Annotated in this window: 18 protein-coding genes; 1 reads left to right on the top strand and 17 read right to left on the bottom strand. The window is 38.2% G+C overall.

Translation table 11 applies throughout. From position 1 onward, the window contains the following. Positions 1-372: 372 nt before the first annotated feature. From ABGX27_07935 to ABGX27_08005, 15 genes are all read right to left on the bottom strand, one after another. Positions 373-2493 carry a phage tail tape measure protein gene (locus ABGX27_07935; protein MEO2069418.1) on the bottom strand — a complete coding sequence of 707 codons (2121 nt, stop codon included), beginning with the start codon at positions 2491-2493 and terminating at the stop codon, positions 373-375. Beyond that, a complete protein-coding gene (locus ABGX27_07940) occupies positions 2493-3032 on the bottom strand; it encodes an HK97 gp10 family phage protein (GenBank protein MEO2069419.1) in 540 nt (179 codons plus the stop codon). Before ABGX27_07940 ends, ABGX27_07935 begins: the two co-directional genes overlap by 1 nt. Continuing rightward, positions 3029-4282 carry a phage portal protein gene (locus ABGX27_07945; protein MEO2069420.1) on the bottom strand — a complete coding sequence of 418 codons (1254 nt, stop codon included), beginning with the start codon at positions 4280-4282 and terminating at the stop codon, positions 3029-3031. Before ABGX27_07945 ends, ABGX27_07940 begins: the two co-directional genes overlap by 4 nt. A 68-nt stretch (positions 4283-4350) precedes the next feature. After that, the gene (locus ABGX27_07950; protein ID MEO2069421.1) at positions 4351-4605 is read right to left on the bottom strand and encodes a hypothetical protein; all 255 of its coding nucleotides are present in this window, start codon (positions 4603-4605) and stop codon (positions 4351-4353) included. Beyond that, positions 4586-5914: a hypothetical protein gene (locus ABGX27_07955; protein MEO2069422.1), complete on the bottom strand. Its 1329-nt coding sequence runs from the start codon at positions 5912-5914 to the stop codon at positions 4586-4588. Before ABGX27_07955 ends, ABGX27_07950 begins: the two co-directional genes overlap by 20 nt. Next, positions 5907-6227, bottom strand: a complete 321-nt coding sequence (locus ABGX27_07960) for a hypothetical protein (protein MEO2069423.1) — start codon at positions 6225-6227, stop codon at positions 5907-5909. Before ABGX27_07960 ends, ABGX27_07955 begins: the two co-directional genes overlap by 8 nt. Further along, positions 6220-6549, bottom strand: a complete 330-nt coding sequence (locus ABGX27_07965) for a hypothetical protein (GenBank protein MEO2069424.1) — start codon at positions 6547-6549, stop codon at positions 6220-6222. Before ABGX27_07965 ends, ABGX27_07960 begins: the two co-directional genes overlap by 8 nt. 43 nt (positions 6550-6592) lie before the next feature. Continuing rightward, entirely contained in the window at positions 6593-7567 is a 975-nt protein-coding gene (locus ABGX27_07970; GenBank protein ID MEO2069425.1) for a hypothetical protein, read from the bottom strand. 13 nt (positions 7568-7580) lie between these two features. Further along, positions 7581-7925 carry a DUF2190 family protein gene (locus ABGX27_07975; GenBank protein MEO2069426.1) on the bottom strand — a complete coding sequence of 115 codons (345 nt, stop codon included), beginning with the start codon at positions 7923-7925 and terminating at the stop codon, positions 7581-7583. Positions 7926-7941: 16 nt separating this feature from the next. Beyond that, positions 7942-8841, bottom strand: a complete 900-nt coding sequence (locus tag ABGX27_07980) for a hypothetical protein (GenBank protein MEO2069427.1) — start codon at positions 8839-8841, stop codon at positions 7942-7944. A 78-nt stretch (positions 8842-8919) separates the two neighbouring features. Next, a complete protein-coding gene (locus ABGX27_07985) occupies positions 8920-9555 on the bottom strand; it encodes a hypothetical protein (protein ID MEO2069428.1) in 636 nt (211 codons plus the stop codon). Beyond that, positions 9555-10733 (bottom strand): baseplate J/gp47 family protein, encoded by a 1179-nt coding sequence (locus ABGX27_07990; GenBank protein ID MEO2069429.1) that lies wholly within the window; start codon positions 10731-10733, stop codon positions 9555-9557. The genes ABGX27_07985 and ABGX27_07990 overlap by 1 nt, the downstream gene beginning before the upstream one ends. A 3-nt stretch (positions 10734-10736) precedes the next feature. Further along, the gene (locus ABGX27_07995) at positions 10737-11156 is read right to left on the bottom strand and encodes a hypothetical protein (protein ID MEO2069430.1); all 420 of its coding nucleotides are present in this window, start codon (positions 11154-11156) and stop codon (positions 10737-10739) included. Between the two features lie 9 nt (positions 11157-11165). Continuing rightward, positions 11166-11558 carry a hypothetical protein gene (locus tag ABGX27_08000; protein ID MEO2069431.1) on the bottom strand — a complete coding sequence of 131 codons (393 nt, stop codon included), beginning with the start codon at positions 11556-11558 and terminating at the stop codon, positions 11166-11168. Between the two features lie 10 nt (positions 11559-11568). After that, a complete protein-coding gene (locus ABGX27_08005) occupies positions 11569-12285 on the bottom strand; it encodes a hypothetical protein (GenBank protein ID MEO2069432.1) in 717 nt (238 codons plus the stop codon). 139 nt (positions 12286-12424) lie between these two features. Between ABGX27_08005 and ABGX27_08010 the strand changes: the two genes are divergently transcribed. Further along, positions 12425-13162, top strand: coding sequence for a phage Gp37/Gp68 family protein (locus ABGX27_08010; GenBank protein MEO2069433.1), 738 nt, complete (start codon positions 12425-12427; stop codon positions 13160-13162). Here the strand turns inward: ABGX27_08010 and tcmP are convergent. Together tcmP and ABGX27_08020 are read right to left on the bottom strand one after the other, a co-directional pair. Continuing rightward, positions 13134-14345 (bottom strand): three-Cys-motif partner protein TcmP, encoded by a 1212-nt coding sequence (gene tcmP, locus ABGX27_08015; protein ID MEO2069434.1) that lies wholly within the window; start codon positions 14343-14345, stop codon positions 13134-13136. The two genes, ABGX27_08010 and tcmP, sit on opposite strands and share 29 nt — an antisense overlap. An 86-nt stretch (positions 14346-14431) precedes the next feature. Next, positions 14432-15028 carry a hypothetical protein gene (locus ABGX27_08020; protein MEO2069435.1) on the bottom strand — a complete coding sequence of 199 codons (597 nt, stop codon included), beginning with the start codon at positions 15026-15028 and terminating at the stop codon, positions 14432-14434. Positions 15029-15211 lie beyond the last annotated feature (183 nt).

Genomic DNA, 15211 nt, shown 5'->3' on the forward strand with positions numbered 1-15211 from the left:
TGTCAGAGTCTCAAGGATTCTTTTTCCTGCTTCAAAAAGATTTATGGATTTAACTAAAAATACGCTCTAAGTCCCCTTCCGTAAGGGAGGGGATACAGAGCGATGCCGTAAGGCATTGATTCGCTATAATACTTGTGGCGGAGAGCGAAATAGTAAGGTGTAATGCCAGCCTCCGCTATTGAGTGGTTTCTGAAAGGAAAAGCTCAAAGATTAGCTATAGGGTTCACCCACCTTACGGGTGGTAGGGTCGGAGCGACCCGAACTTACGCCTGTGGAGAGGGCACTGGCGGGGCACTTCCAGAAGGGAGTGTTAGCTATCCCTCGCTGAAGCAGGAATCCCCTTGCGGGTCTTCTGGATGGGGAGACAATCCCCTACCAGAAGCTCCGTCCGTAAGGGCGGAGTAGTTCACTAAAGTCGTATAGTTTCTTAAATGCTATGATTGGAAATGTTATTGGATTAATCCATAGAAAAACTTTCAGGAGAGTTCCCCAATATCTGGTTACAAAGCTAACGGCAGAAGCTGTTAAATTGATGAAGAATGCAAGACCACTGGCAATTTTACCTATTATCCAAGCTATACCCTTTGCTGCTTGAAGCCCTAATCTTGCAAATGTCAGAAAAGCATTGTTGTTTGGTTTAACATCTAATCCAAATAACCTACCTACTACATTAATCAGTGGAGATATAGCCTGTCCAAGATTGGCGAAAGCTTCTTTTATAGGCTGAAGAGCTTGGTTGATGTAAGAAAAACCTTCTTTAAATCCCATGAAGAATGCCTTGATCCTATCAAGGTACAAATACTGCCAAATTCCAGAAAAGGATTTTTTGACTTTATCCCAGTTTTTGTAGATAGCATAAGCACCAAATGCTATAGCTGTAATAACTGCTCCCATCGGAGTGAATGTAAACCGAATTGCTTGAACCGTAGCTGCTTTGATTGCTGAAGCTGTAATCCTCAATGTTGGAACAAAACCTGTAATTAAGCTCCTTGCTGCTGAAACTGAAAATGTACGGATTGCTTCAAAAGCAGAAATAGCAGTTCTTTTTATTTCCGTAAAGACGGATTTAAATATGCTTTTGTAGGAAACAGTTTGTCTCGTCGGCACAATATAATTCATAGTGTTCGGCTGTACAGTCGTTCCAAATTTCAGCACATCGATAGTTTCTTTTAGAGATTTTTTCAGAGTTGCAAGCGATGCTATTCCTTTTACAATTCCCATTCCCAAGAGTCCAAGAACAGCCAGAAATCCACCAACGGTGAGAGTCAGAGCTCCAAAAGCCCCAATAGGAAGGAGAACTACTTTCGCAAGAGTTTGATGCTGACTCATAAAAGTTGCAATCGGTGAGAGAATGCAAGTAAATGCAGAAGCAATAGCATTAATAGAAGGAAGAAAAACAGAACCTATAGTTGTAACTATATTGGAAAGTGCATTTTTTAGTTTCTGAAGTTGAGCTTCAGTTGTTCTTGAAAGAGCTCGGAACTCCTGTTCCATTGAACCTAAGTATTTCTTACCAGAAATTTCGGCTAATTTTTGTTTGAGGCGGTCGAGGTTGTTGACCAAAACGGTTAATTTTCCTGTATGTTCCATTCCTACCATCGATTGTAAAACTTGCATTCGTTTCGTTTCATCTAATTTTTTTAAGCTTTCCAGTAACCTTAAAATTGCAGCTTCAGGATTAGTTTTTCGGAGCTCCATAAATTCTTGATTTGTAATTCCAAGAATTCTAAGAGCTTTTTTAACTCCCGAATCCATAGCTTGAAGATGAATAAAGAAAGCATTTAGAGCTGTACCCACCTCTTCGGGAGCTCTACCGGTTTCTTTTAATACTGCTCCAAAGACAGCAACCTTTTTGGCATCTAAACCCAACTGCTGGGCAGCTCCACCAACTCGTTTCAGGATATTGATAATATCCCTCGCTTTGGCTCCCATTGTGTTTGAAAGATAGTTAATAGTGTCTCCTACTTCTCTTAATAATCCGATTGTGGGTATCCCGAAAGCTCTCCTGATCTGTCCGAAAGCTTCACCTGCTTCTTCGGGCAACATATCAAAAGCAAAAGCAGCTTTAGCTACCAACTTTGTAAATTCAACTAACTGCTTTCCTTTTAGAGTTTCATCCATCTGAGCAAGACTAGCAGAAAGTTTCACTATCTCATTACGGGGAAGAGGAATTTGAGTAGAAAGTTTCATGAAGGTTGTAGAGAATTTTGTGAGCTCCCTTTGGGAAGCTCCAACAACTTTATTAAATTCTGCCATAACTTGCTCGTACTTGATAGCTTCGTAAATAGGAAAAGCAAAAGTTCCTGAGATCGTTCCACCAATAATGGCAATTTGTTTTCCAAGTTCAACCAATTTTGAAGAAACTCCCCATAGATCCTCAAGAGCTTTTTTTGCCTTTTGGACCTCTAAGTGGAGTTTTTGAAGAGGAGAGGTAAATTTATCAACAACTTCTAATACTACACCAACCCTAAACCAATCAGCCGCCCAATCCATTATTTACCTCGAACAATTGTTTTGATGGTATGACTAGGAAATTTTTCCGCAACTTCTGTTTTTGCTTTCTCAAAAAACCTTTTAGGTTTAATTTTTACTTGCTTTCGTAATTTGAATTGAGGTTTTGGTTTTACATTGCCTTTCTGAATGAAGATTACACCATCTCTAATAAATACGGAGTAACCACTCATTTTCATAGCACTTAAGTAAGCTCTCACGCTTCCAAATTTTTCAACTTTCTTTCTAATTTGCTTGGAGACAGGAATTGCTAAGTATTTAGCTTTGAAGGGTTTTATTGTTGCTCCAAATTCGTGAGCTGGGGCGTATTCGAGGTTTGTACCAACAACTGCCCAGCCTTCTCCATACTCTATTTGAATAGACCTTCTTAGAGTTCCCGTATCGTGGGGTGCATTTTCAACTGCAACTTTTTGGGCTAATGTAGCCATATCTTTTAGAACTCTCTGGCGACGCTGTTTAAACTCTTTAAGGTTTTTTTCTATCCAATTATTGAGTTTGTCGAAACCAAAGACTCCACTCACTTCTCATCCTCATTCCAGTTCTTGTCCGGGTTGTAGTCAGAAGACTCCTGCTCAGCCTGAACAATTTCAGGCAGGAGATCCTTAACAACCTCTCTACCTTCCTTTGGAGAAATGATTCCACTTCCAACAAGCTGTGCAACAGACCTGACAACTGCTTCAAGGTCTTTCTTGCTTGGTTCTGGAAATTGAACGGTTGTCTTATAGGAAGAAAACTTTTTGCCTTCATAAGCTTCAAGGGTTTTAAGAATCAATCTATTAGCTTTCTGGAGAGCTTCTTTCCAGATTAATTGACGTCTCTTAGTTTTTCTAATTATTGGATGAAGTTGCTCTTTCACGCTTGCCCAAGATGAAGGAGTATGAGAACCAAATAGGAATTCTGGAGTTTCAGAAAGGATAACTATGTTGTAAAAGAGAGTTTGTAAAAAGTCTTTAAGTTCTCCAAAGGGTCTTTGGGATTCAAGGAAATAGGCTTTGCTGCCTGAGGGTAAAACAAGAGCTTTCTGAGAAGTCCATTTTCCTTCTTTGATTTGTTTTTCAAGGAATTGTGTATCCTCTGTTTCTATCACGGGAATTGGTGTACCGTGGTACTTAATATTTTTCCTGGCAGCTTCAATGGTGTCTTCATAAGCTCTGATAACCTTATAAAGGGCTTCGTTTATGTCTCCAGTTCCGTAAAGCTCGCCATTAAATCTTTCGTAGGCAATGTGTACGACAGGAATTTCCTTAATGCGGTTGGAACGGCTTTCTATAAGTTTACCGTTCTTGAAAAGTTTAATGCGGTCTTTTGTTAATTCTTGTCTTATCTCTTCCCCACCAAGTTCAAAAGGAAGTCTGTGAGTTATAGTGATTTTTTCATAATCTCTAAGGTCGAGGGGATTAGGTTTTATGGTTACTTTACCTGGAAACAAGGAAATAAGGTCAATACCATTCTTGTACCCAACAAAAATATAACCGTTCCCTGCAAGTGAACAGTCTCTTGCTATTGAAATCAGAAGTTCATGGTTGTTTGTCCAGATTTCATTGAGTATTTCTTGAGCCTCTTCATCTTCCGCTTCGATAGAAGGAAGTTCTGAGAAAAGGAAACTTGCGGATATGTTAACAATTGCTTTGACAAAAAAGCTTTCTCTATAAGCTTTCTTTAGTATTTCGGGATCAAGTTGAGATAAGTCATCTTCGGCAGAAGGTAGGAAATTGTCAATGAATGTGATAGCTTTCCTGATAGGTGAACGAAAAATATCAAAAAAGCCCATACTGAACTCCAAAGGGTTTTAGAGAGAAATTAAGGAGAGAGTTTAAATCTGATTAGGACAGGTGGGACTCAGGTAAGCTCAAAAGCAACTATGCAACCATAAATGTTTGGATAATGTTTTTGGAGAAATATATCTGGGTTATAGAAAAGAATCTCTTCTTTATGTTTCCCAATAAACTCTTCTGCCTTTTCCTTCAGTTGGGGAATAGTTAAGGCTTCCTCAAGGACAGGAGCATCTGTAGCAAGAAAATCGTCATCGTCATATCCTTGTTCTAGTAAAATATCAAGGTATCTTTCAAGTTCTTTAAGATTTTCCTTTGCCATCACCAAGTTTCCGAAACTCTAATTTACTACTATGTTGTCTGTTGTATTCTTCTACTCTCTCTACCTGTTTATTAACGTAATTTATACACTGTTCCATTGGAGTGCTACCTTTTTCATGAGTAACTTTGAAAAAGGTTCTAATATTCAGCGTTTCTGCGTCAATAATTGCAATAGTTCCTGTTTTATATCTAACAAAAAAATACTTCCCGGAACCTCTTATATCATCAAAATAAAAAATCCTTGAAGCTTTAAGAATTGTATCTCTCAAAAGTTCTTGTAGTTTCTTTCTATACTTCTGTCTGCTCTCCTCTGTCAGATTTTCCCATTTGACCTTGAAAAACTTTGGAAGGTGCTTTTGAAGTTTCTTTTCAAACTCTTTTTCTGATTGCCATTCCAAGGTTTCCCTTCTCGCCATGCTGAAAATAGTAGAACACTTTTTTATGTCCTTGGTTTTCCTTTTGCTGAATTCTCTTTCTTCTTTTGAAACAAGATCCGCATTTTTTGTTGCTACCGGAACTGCAACACATGTGCAGTGTGGATGTAAGGGAATGTCGTTAGCAACTTCTCTCTTGAAGATTCTTCCACAACGGGCTTCACACTTTGGACATGGAGTCTTACCACACAGCCATTTAATTTCCGTTACTTCCATCTTTTGCCAGATGGCAAGATTACTCTGGGTGTAGGCTCTAGCAGTTTCTGTTCTTGCTATAGCAACAGCTCTACTGTAAAGATCTCTGAATACTTTGTTTGAATGTAAGGGAAGTTTTGCGATTCTTCTTGCTATTTTTGGAATGGACTCTCCCTGCAGGATTCCAAGAGAAAGCTCTCTCTTGATGGCATTGACAAGATCGTCGGAAAGCTTGTCTGAAAAAGTCAAAGCATAAGTGGTTAGAAACTTTACCGTTTCTGTGGGAACCTTAAAAAGAGAAGTTGAAACCGGAACGGCGTCTGAAAACTCTTTTTGGATTAATTTTGCAAGCTCTTCTGTATGTTTCTCGGCATTTGCTTTTTGTTTTTGGATTTGCTCTTTCAAGAGGTTGTTAAGTTTTTTATTGAAACCTTCTTGCCTTTTAGAACCGTAAATGATTTTGTCTATTTCCTTTTTCAGTTTATTGAGTCTCCAGACTTGGTAAGGTGTAACTTCATCATCCTCCTGGGCAAGTAGATGAACTATTTCCTTTTGAGTTTCCTGAAGGAGTTTGATAACTTCCTTTTCAAGAGCTAAGCCGTCTTTGAGCATCCTTTTTCTTGCTTCAAGGGCAAGGCGTTTAAGTTTGTTGTGAAGGTTCTTCTCCCTGTCATCAGACATCAACCAGCTCCAGTTCTGCCTTTAGTGCTACTTTCTTGCTTCCCACCATGTAATCCTGTAGAGAGATTACTCTAAACGTTCTTCCATGAGCGGTAAGCTGATCCCCAATCTCAATATCTACCCTTCCAGAAAGGAAAGCAGTGGAAGTGTTTTTCTCAATAAAACCTAACTCATCAGTAGAGGCTTCTGAGGATAAGAGTGATAAATAACCTTCAGTTGCAAAAGTTATACCGTTAGGTTTTGTAACTGTAATTTCTGTTTTCTCAAAAGGGAAATTCCTAAAGAGTCTCTCAAAGACTCCAGAATCAATCATAAACAGGTTCCTCCGGTGAGAGTTCTACGATGCCGCCAGCAAACTTGATTCTTGCTTCTTCCTGTTTCAGAAGTTTTTCGTAATGGGAGAGCGTTTCTTTTAAGCTGTTAAGTCTGTCTGTTTCTTTTGCCTCAAGGTCTCCAATTCTTGCTGACTGAAGAGAAGAAATTTCTCTTGCAATAAGAGCAATACAGAGTTTGTAAAGAGCAATGTTCTCATTTGGCTCGTTAACGTAGTCATTCGCCAGCTCTAGGGCAATTTCTTCAGATGCAAAGGGGAGTCTAATTAAGGCTTTCTGGGTAATTGTCTTTATATCAATCATCCACCAACTCCTTTAAAGAAAGAGGGCAGAAAGCCCTCAACTATTAAGGAAGTTTGATTTTTACCCCCGTTCTTGTATCTGTAATGATTCCGTTATAGCGTTCGGTGAAAACGATATCTATAGTCTGGGTTGAAATGCTGAAATCCCTATCAGTCCTTAGACCTTGTCTATGTTGATAGTACTGATCAGTCTTTGGAAGTGTAAGTGTAATTGGATCGGTTGGGTCATAGTGAACAGTATCTATAACCTCAAAATCAAAAGTCAGTCTTTCTCCTCTTTCAGCTGCAACAGCAGAATCTTTCTTTGCCTGTAAGAGTGCAGCTGCAATTTCAGGAGCACAGACTGCAATTGGTTTCTTAAGGTAATCTCTTCCAACGTTCCTTCTAAGTTTTGCCCATGCAGCATTTAGGGTTTTTATCCAGGAATCTGTAAAGCTTATCTCTTCGTACTTTGCATTTTTCAAAAGATTCCACATAAACTTTGCTTTATTGTTAACAGCTTCTACTTTGGCTCTCCAGATTGCATCTTCTATTTTCCACCATTTATTATCCTCAAACCAGTTTCTGTAAAGTTTAATTCCTGCCGCATAGGTAAGGTTCTTAAGTGCCACTGTTTTACCTTCAGTGAAATAGGTGAATTCAACCGTTTCACCGGGCTTGAGTTCCTTGAAGGTTACAGTCTGGCTTCCTACCTGATATTCTTCAAATTCAGAATCGGAATTTACTGTTCTAAATATCTGCATCCAGCGATCGTCAACTTCAGGAAGTATCTTATCAAGGTCCACAACTACAGGCTTGGGAGGTTTCATTGCCTCTGGTGGATAAGAGGCAGTAGCCTGAAGTTTTGCTTTAAGGATTTCCTCTCCTCTTTTCCTTGGAATAGGAGTTCCGGTTTCGTCATAGAGTCCCGCTTTCAAGAATTTATCGATAGCAGAAAGAAATTCTTTTCTCAGTTTTTCATCATAAAGAATCTGGCTTGCATGAAGTTTTTCTGGATTCTTAACGATTATTCCCGGCATTTCCAATAACCTCCTAATAGAGCTCTGGCATAAGAGTTATGTAAACGGTTTCTTCACCACTTGCTTTTGTTTTAAAAGCTTTTCCTATTTTTGGATTGGTATCATCAGAGCTGTCATATGGTTTCACTTTTCCATCTCCTGCATACTGAAGAAGGGTTCCACTTGCAATCTCAACAGATGGATCTGCCACCGGAACGTCAAAGACACCTCTTACTATTAGAACTCCTTCTTCACCAGGCAAAATGTCCTCAAAAGGGACTCCTATCCAGTTACCTACTTTAGCGAGGGTATCTTTTGCAAGAGTGCTCGTTCCAGTATTAATAACCCTCACTCTATCGTCTCTTTCATATCTGAACATGACTTAGTTCCTCCTCTCAGTAGGTTATGAATGGAGAGTCTTCTCTCGTTTCTGTCTCAGTTGGTGGATTGATTGTTCCCGTCCCTGCAGTTAATCTTGGAAGATTTTCTTTAAAGGTGGCGGTAAGGTTTTCTATCTGCTCTTTTGTTGTCGCAACTTCAAGTGATGCCTTTAGTATGTCTCTTACATCTTCTGGAACTTCTGAAAGTTTTTGTGCTTTCAGTTGGTCAAGTTCAAGCTTTGCTTTTTCGGCTTTGAGTTTCTCTACTTCTTCTGTTCTCGCTTTGAGTTCAGCCTGGAGTTTTTCGATTTCACCTTCTTTGAGCTTTAGTTCTGCCTGAAGCTTTTCTACCTGTGCCTGTAAAGCTTTAAGCTTTTCTTCCACCTTATCCTCCATATTATTGGTTTTTTTAGCATCAAGTCTTTTGGCGTCTGGATGAGCACCTCTAAAGACGAGGGAAATTTCGTCTGCTTCAAAATCTTCAATAGTGATTACCTTCTCCTCCCCTTCTGAAACGGTGTACTCCTTAATTGATCCTCCGATAGAAACTGCTTTAATTGGAGTAGGTTTCATTTTTATTAGAGCAATGAGTTTTTCCTGTCCCTGTTTTGGAATCCTTAAAAATGCCATGAGTTCTTTTTCTTTGTCTCCTTTGATTTCTGTTTTTGAAACTACTCCAACAATGTTTTCTATTCTTTCCCAGTGTTCAAGTAAGACAGGTTTCCCTTTGAGAGTTTTCCCTGCTTTCTCAACTGCCTGAGAAGAAAAAACGACGGTTGTCGGCTCGTAGTTAACAAGAGGAGTTATTTTTATCCCGGAAGAGATAGCCTTGACCGGGATTTCAACGTATTCATCGGTTTCCGTTAAATCGTAACCTGAAGCAGAAGCCTGCAGAATGAGAGGTCTATTCTCCATTTCCTTCTCCTGAAGATTTCATGGAAATAGATTAAGGCAGGAAAATAGAATTGATTAGGACAGATGGGACAGAGCCAATCAGGCATCCACAACTGGGGAATCTGTATCAGCGGAAGGTGGAATAGGTTTCTGCTTTGCCCATTCATCAAAAGAAAGTTGAGTTTTACCATCCATTTTTTCTTTTTCCCATTTCACAAGCAATTGACGGCAATACTCAGAGGTATTCTGCTCTGTACAGGTTTTTGTTTTTTGATTCTGAGATACTGTATCAGCTTGGACAGTTTTTTTCTCTTTGTTAAGCTCTGGAGGAATGTATTCTATTAATTCAAGAACTGCCTCTATTCCATCCTCTACTTCCCTCGTTCTAAAAGATGAGACCTGTACCTGCTTTATTCCTCTTGCTCGGGTATGAACGTCAACAATTTTCCAGACTGCAGGACGGGAGTTGACGAACTTTGTGAAGAGTTTGTTAAGTTTTTCTGCTTTTTCAATCGCTGTTACTCCTGAGTCTTCATCGTCATAGAGAGAAAAATTAACAGTGATTATTGCAGGTTCATAACCCTGATATTCACGAGAAAGGGACGAGTTCCCGTCACCAGACATATCATCCCAGCGAATGTTTTTTTGAATTTCAATTCCATTTTCAATTTCCACTGGGAGAATAACTTCCTCTCCAGTTTCACATATCAGTTTTACGAGCTTGACATCTTCCATTACTCTGTTCCTTCAACTACGGTGATGTTCAAAGAGTTAATCACTGGAAGTTCACCTTTTGCAACAGGAACGTCCGCCGATGGAGAATTAATCTCAACTTTTGAAACGCCTGCAATTTCCATTAGAGGATAAATGAGACTCGAAATCGTTACGTCTTTAGAGATTCTGAATCTACGGTTATCGTAATCAAAGATTACCGATTTGTATTCTTCGTTATATACAAAGAGAGCATTTATTCTTCTTTCAGCTTCTGCTTTTATAAGGTCTATTTCCGTGAAGCCTGGATAAGTGTAAATGGTTATATCAATATCTATAGCTTTGAGCGTTGGAGCTTTAACAAGAACATCAGCTACTGGAGTCTTCTTAAGGTTCATTACTTCTTGAACTTTTGCTATTAAATCATTTGTTGGAAGTCCAGCGGTAGAGACAATGTAAACGTCAACTGTTCCTTGCCCTCTTGGATGCTGGTCATCTATTTCAACGTCAACTACACCATCAATGGATAAAGCCCAATATTTGTAATAATCTGCTATCTGCAACGATAGAGTGGTCCACCTTAGAATACATCTTTGACGCAAAGACTCATCATCCTCTTGATCCATTCCTTCCTCTATCAACCAATTTGATGGATTGTAAACAGAGTCTATACCGGGTATGTAAGTGGTAAGTATGGAAATCATACCTTCGCCAACATTGTATTTTGCACCTGTTTCTTCGGATTCAACCTTAACTGTAACTTCAGATTGACCATCTTGGAGGACTTTCTCTTCTATGGTTATGTAACGGAGTTCTTCCCCGAAGATATTGGGTGGAGTTTTGATGATGGTTCCCTTTGGTATTAAAACGTTTCCAGAAGTATCTTCTCTTCTAAATAGAACGTAGCCTACGGCTTTTTTGGCTGGTTTCCTCTCTATCCCCAAGCCTGCAGCATGTAGATCCAGCCAACTACCGCGTGCAGTAACAACAAAAAGGTTAGGGACAATGTGTTCTTTGAGCAGGTCATAAAGTTGCTTAATGAGTTCGGAATTCACTTCAAGAAGAGTTCTATAGACACCACCTACATTGTAGTTTGTGATTTTGGGATTCTTCTGCCTTGAAATTGCAATGCTTTCTGTGAGAAGCTGCTCAAAGGTTGGGTAATCAGTGATAGCCTGCAGAAGGACATCGTAATCTATCATAGCTTAACCCTCTCTCGTGTTTGCCACTTTTGCGTAAACCTCACCGCTATCTCTGTCTATGGAGATGATGAGATTAAAAGGATTGTTAAAACCAACAGGTGTAACGGTAAGAAGAATTTCTATAGAGCGAAGTGTTAAGTTCTTTCTTGTTGCCTTTGCTTCCAGAACTCTTGGATCTTTTTCAACTTCATCTCCTATAGCTGATAAAAGATCAAGCTCTGTGATTGGATCCCACTGGCGTTTAATGAAGCGATGTAGGTCAATGCCATAATCGGGATGGGCAAAATGAGAACCTTTTACTGTTTTGAGTCTATTGATGATGTCCTGAGCTAAGCAGTGAAGACCAGAAACTAGTGTCAAGTCCCCAGAAGGCAAAACCTGAAAATCTCCGTTTATACAGTAAATGTCTATGCCAAAATCCATAATTCACTTCTAACCTGGTATTTCTATAGGACTTGTAATAATGTTCATTAACTTTTGATACTTATTTACTATCGTTGGCAAATCTGGAGCAGATACTGCAATAACAATTCCTGCAGAGTAAGCATTAATTGGTGGTGGATTTGATGCTGACTGTATCCTTTGAACAATACCTCCAGAGTTTGGTTCTAACATTAGAACATAAAAACCTGCCTCTTTTATATCCCCTAAAAGTCCTGTTGTTGTTCCGATAATGTTGTTTATTGCATCTATTTTCTTCTGAAGTTGATCTGCTACAGCTGTAGATTTATTAAAAATGTCTGTCGCCTGTTTATGTATTTTGTCTAATACCTGTGCTTGAGCAGGAAACACATCCGCTAAGGTTAGATCTTTCCATGTCGACATTTTCCACTCCCTAATATGTTTGATTTGGAGTTGAAGTAGAACCTCCACTATCTCCTGTGTGATTATGGGAGTTATAGATAGTTAGGAATTCATCCACTTTAAGATTTGCTCCACCGTCTGTAGTTAAAAGTCCTCCAAGGGCTGTACAAGTAGAAGAGGTTAAAATAGTTCCTGTTGCCGTTATGTTTCCATTTACAGTTAAGTTTCCATCAAGGACAAACTCTCCTGTATAGCTAAACACAGTTTTAGCTTCTTTTTTTATAGTATTAGCAGAAACTTGCCACAGATTTTTAATCTCTTCCGTCTTATTATTTCCAACTTCCTCAACTTCATCATTTGGAACAGCTATTACGAGATCATCTTTGTTATGTTGTGGAATTGATTTTCTATACGGAAGTATTCCATCTATGACTGGATAAGTTAAACATCCATACAAGAAAGATACTTTTACTATTGATCCTTTTTCCGGTAGGAAAAATATTCCCCTGTTATTTCCAATTCCTAATGAAAGAATAGGAACATCCGGTATAACAAGATCTGAGTCCTTAAAGTTCCCACCTTCTGTAAGTTCTATTAGTCTTACATCAGCAGAAAAAATACAGTTTAAAAAGTCAGCTTTCCCTGATACTTCATAGACTTTCTCTACCTTTCCCAATACTGGAGGAACTGGAATAATTCCGAGCTTTTCAATAAGCTTTTTCTGGATCTCAAGGTTTTCTCTTACCATGGTAGAGATTTCTCCATATACACTTACAGTTCACTAGGGTTCTCAAAAAGATAGGAAAGAAAAGGAAAGGATATTAGGACAGGTGGGACACAGAAAGACAAAATCATATAATTATTTACCGTTATTAGGAGGAATTGATATGGCAGAAAAGTCTTTAATAGAGTGGACAGAAAGCAGTTGGAACCCAATAACAGGATGCAGTAAAGTAAGCGACGGCTGTAAGAACTGCTACGCTGAAAGGTTAGCTCTTCGCCTAAAGAAGATGGGAGTAAAGAAATATAGAAACGGCTTTAAGCTCACACTCCACCCAGAATCTCTTGATGAGCCGTTAAGATGGAAAACACCACGGATGATTTTTGTCTGCTCTATGTCAGACCTCTTTCACAAGGACGTTCCTGAGGAATTTATTAAGGAAATTTTTAGAGTTATGAACGATGCGAGAATGCATACGTTTCAGGTGCTAACTAAAAGAGCAGAAAGGCTTGCAGAGTTTGCTGATAAGGTCAACTGGACATCCAATATATGGGCTGGTGTTACAGTAGAATCTGAAAAGTATCTCTACAGGGTAGAGTATCTTAGAAAAGTTCCTGCCGTTGTGAAGTTTATATCTATGGAACCTTTACTTAGTCCTGTTTCAGGATTAAGAAAAGTTATTCAGGGAATAGACTGGGTTATAGTTGGTGGAGAATCTGGGTTTAACGCTCGTCCTATGAAAGCAGAGTGGGTAAGAGAAATAAGGGATATTTGTGAAGAATTTAACGTGCCCTTCTTCTTCAAGCAGTGGGGCGGAGTAAACAAAAAGAAAACGGGAAGAGAGCTTGATGGGAAAATTTATGATGGAATGCCTTCTATAATCGAGAACAGTAAGTTACTTTGATTTCTTGGAGTTGCTTATATGACTTGAGGTAATCAGGATTAATTTGACCTTTCTCTCCTAATTTATTGCGTGGACCTCTTTTATACACAAACTTCTCGTGACCGCTCAAATTGACGATACTTCGCTTCTCTAACTGCCTTAGGGCATAAGTTATATTTCTCAGTGTAGGAACAGAATAATTACTTCTAACATAGGCTTTCCAAGAAAGAAACTCTTGTGATAGAAACTGGAAAACTTCATTCAGAGTACAGGATTTCTTTCCCCTTAAAAAGCTTATTAAATCTTCTTCTATGTTGTAAGTAGGGCTTGGATTAAAAAGTGTCCCTTTAAGTTTTGCATGCATTGGTGAAACCTCTTTACGACGTTTTATAATGATTTCATTATATGTAGATAGAAATGAATCCATTATAATAGGATGACCTGTAGCAAACAAAAGATAGAAATAGTCCATATCAACAATAGAGCCTTCTCTTGTTATAGGAATAGCTGCAATGGCCACATAGTTCCTGAAATTTGAGAAATGTTTTTGTAGTGTGGATATAACAAAGTCTTTAAATTCTGGATCAGGAATGTCCCTCACTTTTTTTTCAGGAACTCCCAAAACTTTAGAGATTCTCTTTATGTCATTTTCATGCAGTCTTCCCTTTTGTCTTGAAAGAGTATTCTGATTAAAGAAGACCAGAACCTCATAAGGATTACCTTCCAGCAGTGGAAGAAATTTCAGTAAGTCCAGTTCTGTGGAAAACTGGTCTACAAAAAAGAATCCGTAAGGTGCTTTGCTTATAACTTTTTTTATAGTTTGAATTTCATCTTCCCAATCTCGCCGTATAAAACCTTTTATAAAAGGGGATTCTTTAATACCAAGCTTTTTTATGTTTCTATTTAGTTCTCTATACGTAGATTCGTCTTTCTCACACAAATGCATCCAAAAAGTTTCTACGTTATGATTGGGAATATCTTTTTCATAATGTTTTTTGAATGTCTCATAGGCAATGACAGGAGACCCTATTCCTCCACCTTCTTTAAAGATACCAGCCCCAGCGAATAGATCTAAATAACTATAAGTATTAGCTAATGCACTGGCAATTCCCAAGGAAGATTCAAGGCTTGCTCTTAGCAATTTATGTTTTATTTCTGTATGCAGTTTTTTATAAGTGAAATGAATCTGATTCCTTTTATCCATATTAGGTTTCCTGTATTAATTCAGTTTGCTACCCAAATTCCATTGATTTTGCCCTGTAAGTCCAATCTCCACAATTATCCCCTTCTTCAATCACTCAATAATTCTCTACAAAATGGTCCAAGTCTCCAACTTTCGTTTTCACAGTACTTTAGATAGATATCATAAAGAGAAGAATTTTTCTTGTAAGGCTCTGAGTTATTGAGTACATAGAAATGGAATACATTTTTTTTCTCAGGCTCTATATTTCTGTAAATATCAAGAGCAACTCTGTTAAGTATTTTGATCCCAATAATCAACTTTCCTCTATTGTAAAAGTCAACATAAGTATAAACTGGTAAATGTTCTGCTTCTGATAGATACTTAATTACATACGGAATAGACGTGACAGCTTCAGAGAAATAGAGTTTCTTTCTATCAAACTCAACCAAAAGATGTAGATTTCCCAATTCATCAAAACTATAATCAACATGAGATGCAAGATCTATAAGAATAGGATTTTCTTTCAGATTACTAAGAATATCCTCTAAAGGTTTTTTAGAAGATGTATTTTCGGATATTTTTTCTCCATTAGAATTAAACTGTATTGATCCTGCTCGTACTCTTCTCCCCTTATAGTTATGCCTAAACACTTCTCTTTTACCTTGTAGAGGATTGTTTATATGAATTTGTGTAATATTTTTCATCTTTGAATTTTTGTTTGAAGAGGAAATAAAATATTTGATGCGTCTATACGATTTAAACACTTTCTTTTTAAACAGTTATATATTCACCCTCCAAAAAAATACCGAGAACCCAATAAAAACGAAAATTCGAAGATGAAAAAGAAAAGTTAAGCTTAGGATTGAGGGGGTAAATCTTAAGCATTC

The organism is Desulfurobacteriaceae bacterium, assembly GCA_039832905.1.
In the GTDB taxonomy this organism is placed as follows: domain Bacteria; phylum Aquificota; class Aquificia; order Desulfurobacteriales; family Desulfurobacteriaceae; genus Desulfurobacterium.

What these genes read in the sequence shown, in the direction of transcription:
- ABGX27_07990 (MEO2069429.1), bottom strand. Translation starts at nt 10,733, where the DNA reads ATGATAGATTACGATGTCCTTCTGCAGGCTATCACTGATTACCCAACC.
- ABGX27_08010 (MEO2069433.1), top strand. Translation starts at nt 12,425, where the DNA reads ATGGCAGAAAAGTCTTTAATAGAGTGGACAGAAAGCAGTTGGAACCCA.
- tcmP (MEO2069434.1), bottom strand. Translation starts at nt 14,345, where the DNA reads ATGGATAAAAGGAATCAGATTCATTTCACTTATAAAAAACTGCATACA.
- ABGX27_07995 (MEO2069430.1), bottom strand. Translation starts at nt 11,156, where the DNA reads ATGGATTTTGGCATAGACATTTACTGTATAAACGGAGATTTTCAGGTT.
- ABGX27_07960 (MEO2069423.1), bottom strand. Translation starts at nt 6,227, where the DNA reads ATGATTGATTCTGGAGTCTTTGAGAGACTCTTTAGGAATTTCCCTTTT.
- ABGX27_08020 (MEO2069435.1), bottom strand. Translation starts at nt 15,028, where the DNA reads ATGAAAAATATTACACAAATTCATATAAACAATCCTCTACAAGGTAAA.
- ABGX27_07985 (MEO2069428.1), bottom strand. Translation starts at nt 9,555, where the DNA reads ATGGAAGATGTCAAGCTCGTAAAACTGATATGTGAAACTGGAGAGGAA.
- ABGX27_08000 (MEO2069431.1), bottom strand. Translation starts at nt 11,558, where the DNA reads ATGTCGACATGGAAAGATCTAACCTTAGCGGATGTGTTTCCTGCTCAA.
- ABGX27_07980 (MEO2069427.1), bottom strand. Translation starts at nt 8,841, where the DNA reads ATGGAGAATAGACCTCTCATTCTGCAGGCTTCTGCTTCAGGTTACGAT.
- ABGX27_07935 (MEO2069418.1), bottom strand. Translation starts at nt 2,493, where the DNA reads ATGGATTGGGCGGCTGATTGGTTTAGGGTTGGTGTAGTATTAGAAGTT.
- ABGX27_07955 (MEO2069422.1), bottom strand. Translation starts at nt 5,914, where the DNA reads ATGTCTGATGACAGGGAGAAGAACCTTCACAACAAACTTAAACGCCTT.
- ABGX27_07975 (MEO2069426.1), bottom strand. Translation starts at nt 7,925, where the DNA reads ATGTTCAGATATGAAAGAGACGATAGAGTGAGGGTTATTAATACTGGA.
- ABGX27_07945 (MEO2069420.1), bottom strand. Translation starts at nt 4,282, where the DNA reads ATGGGCTTTTTTGATATTTTTCGTTCACCTATCAGGAAAGCTATCACA.
- ABGX27_07965 (MEO2069424.1), bottom strand. Translation starts at nt 6,549, where the DNA reads ATGATTGATATAAAGACAATTACCCAGAAAGCCTTAATTAGACTCCCC.
- ABGX27_08005 (MEO2069432.1), bottom strand. Translation starts at nt 12,285, where the DNA reads ATGGTAAGAGAAAACCTTGAGATCCAGAAAAAGCTTATTGAAAAGCTC.
- ABGX27_07970 (MEO2069425.1), bottom strand. Translation starts at nt 7,567, where the DNA reads ATGCCGGGAATAATCGTTAAGAATCCAGAAAAACTTCATGCAAGCCAG.
- ABGX27_07950 (MEO2069421.1), bottom strand. Translation starts at nt 4,605, where the DNA reads ATGGCAAAGGAAAATCTTAAAGAACTTGAAAGATACCTTGATATTTTA.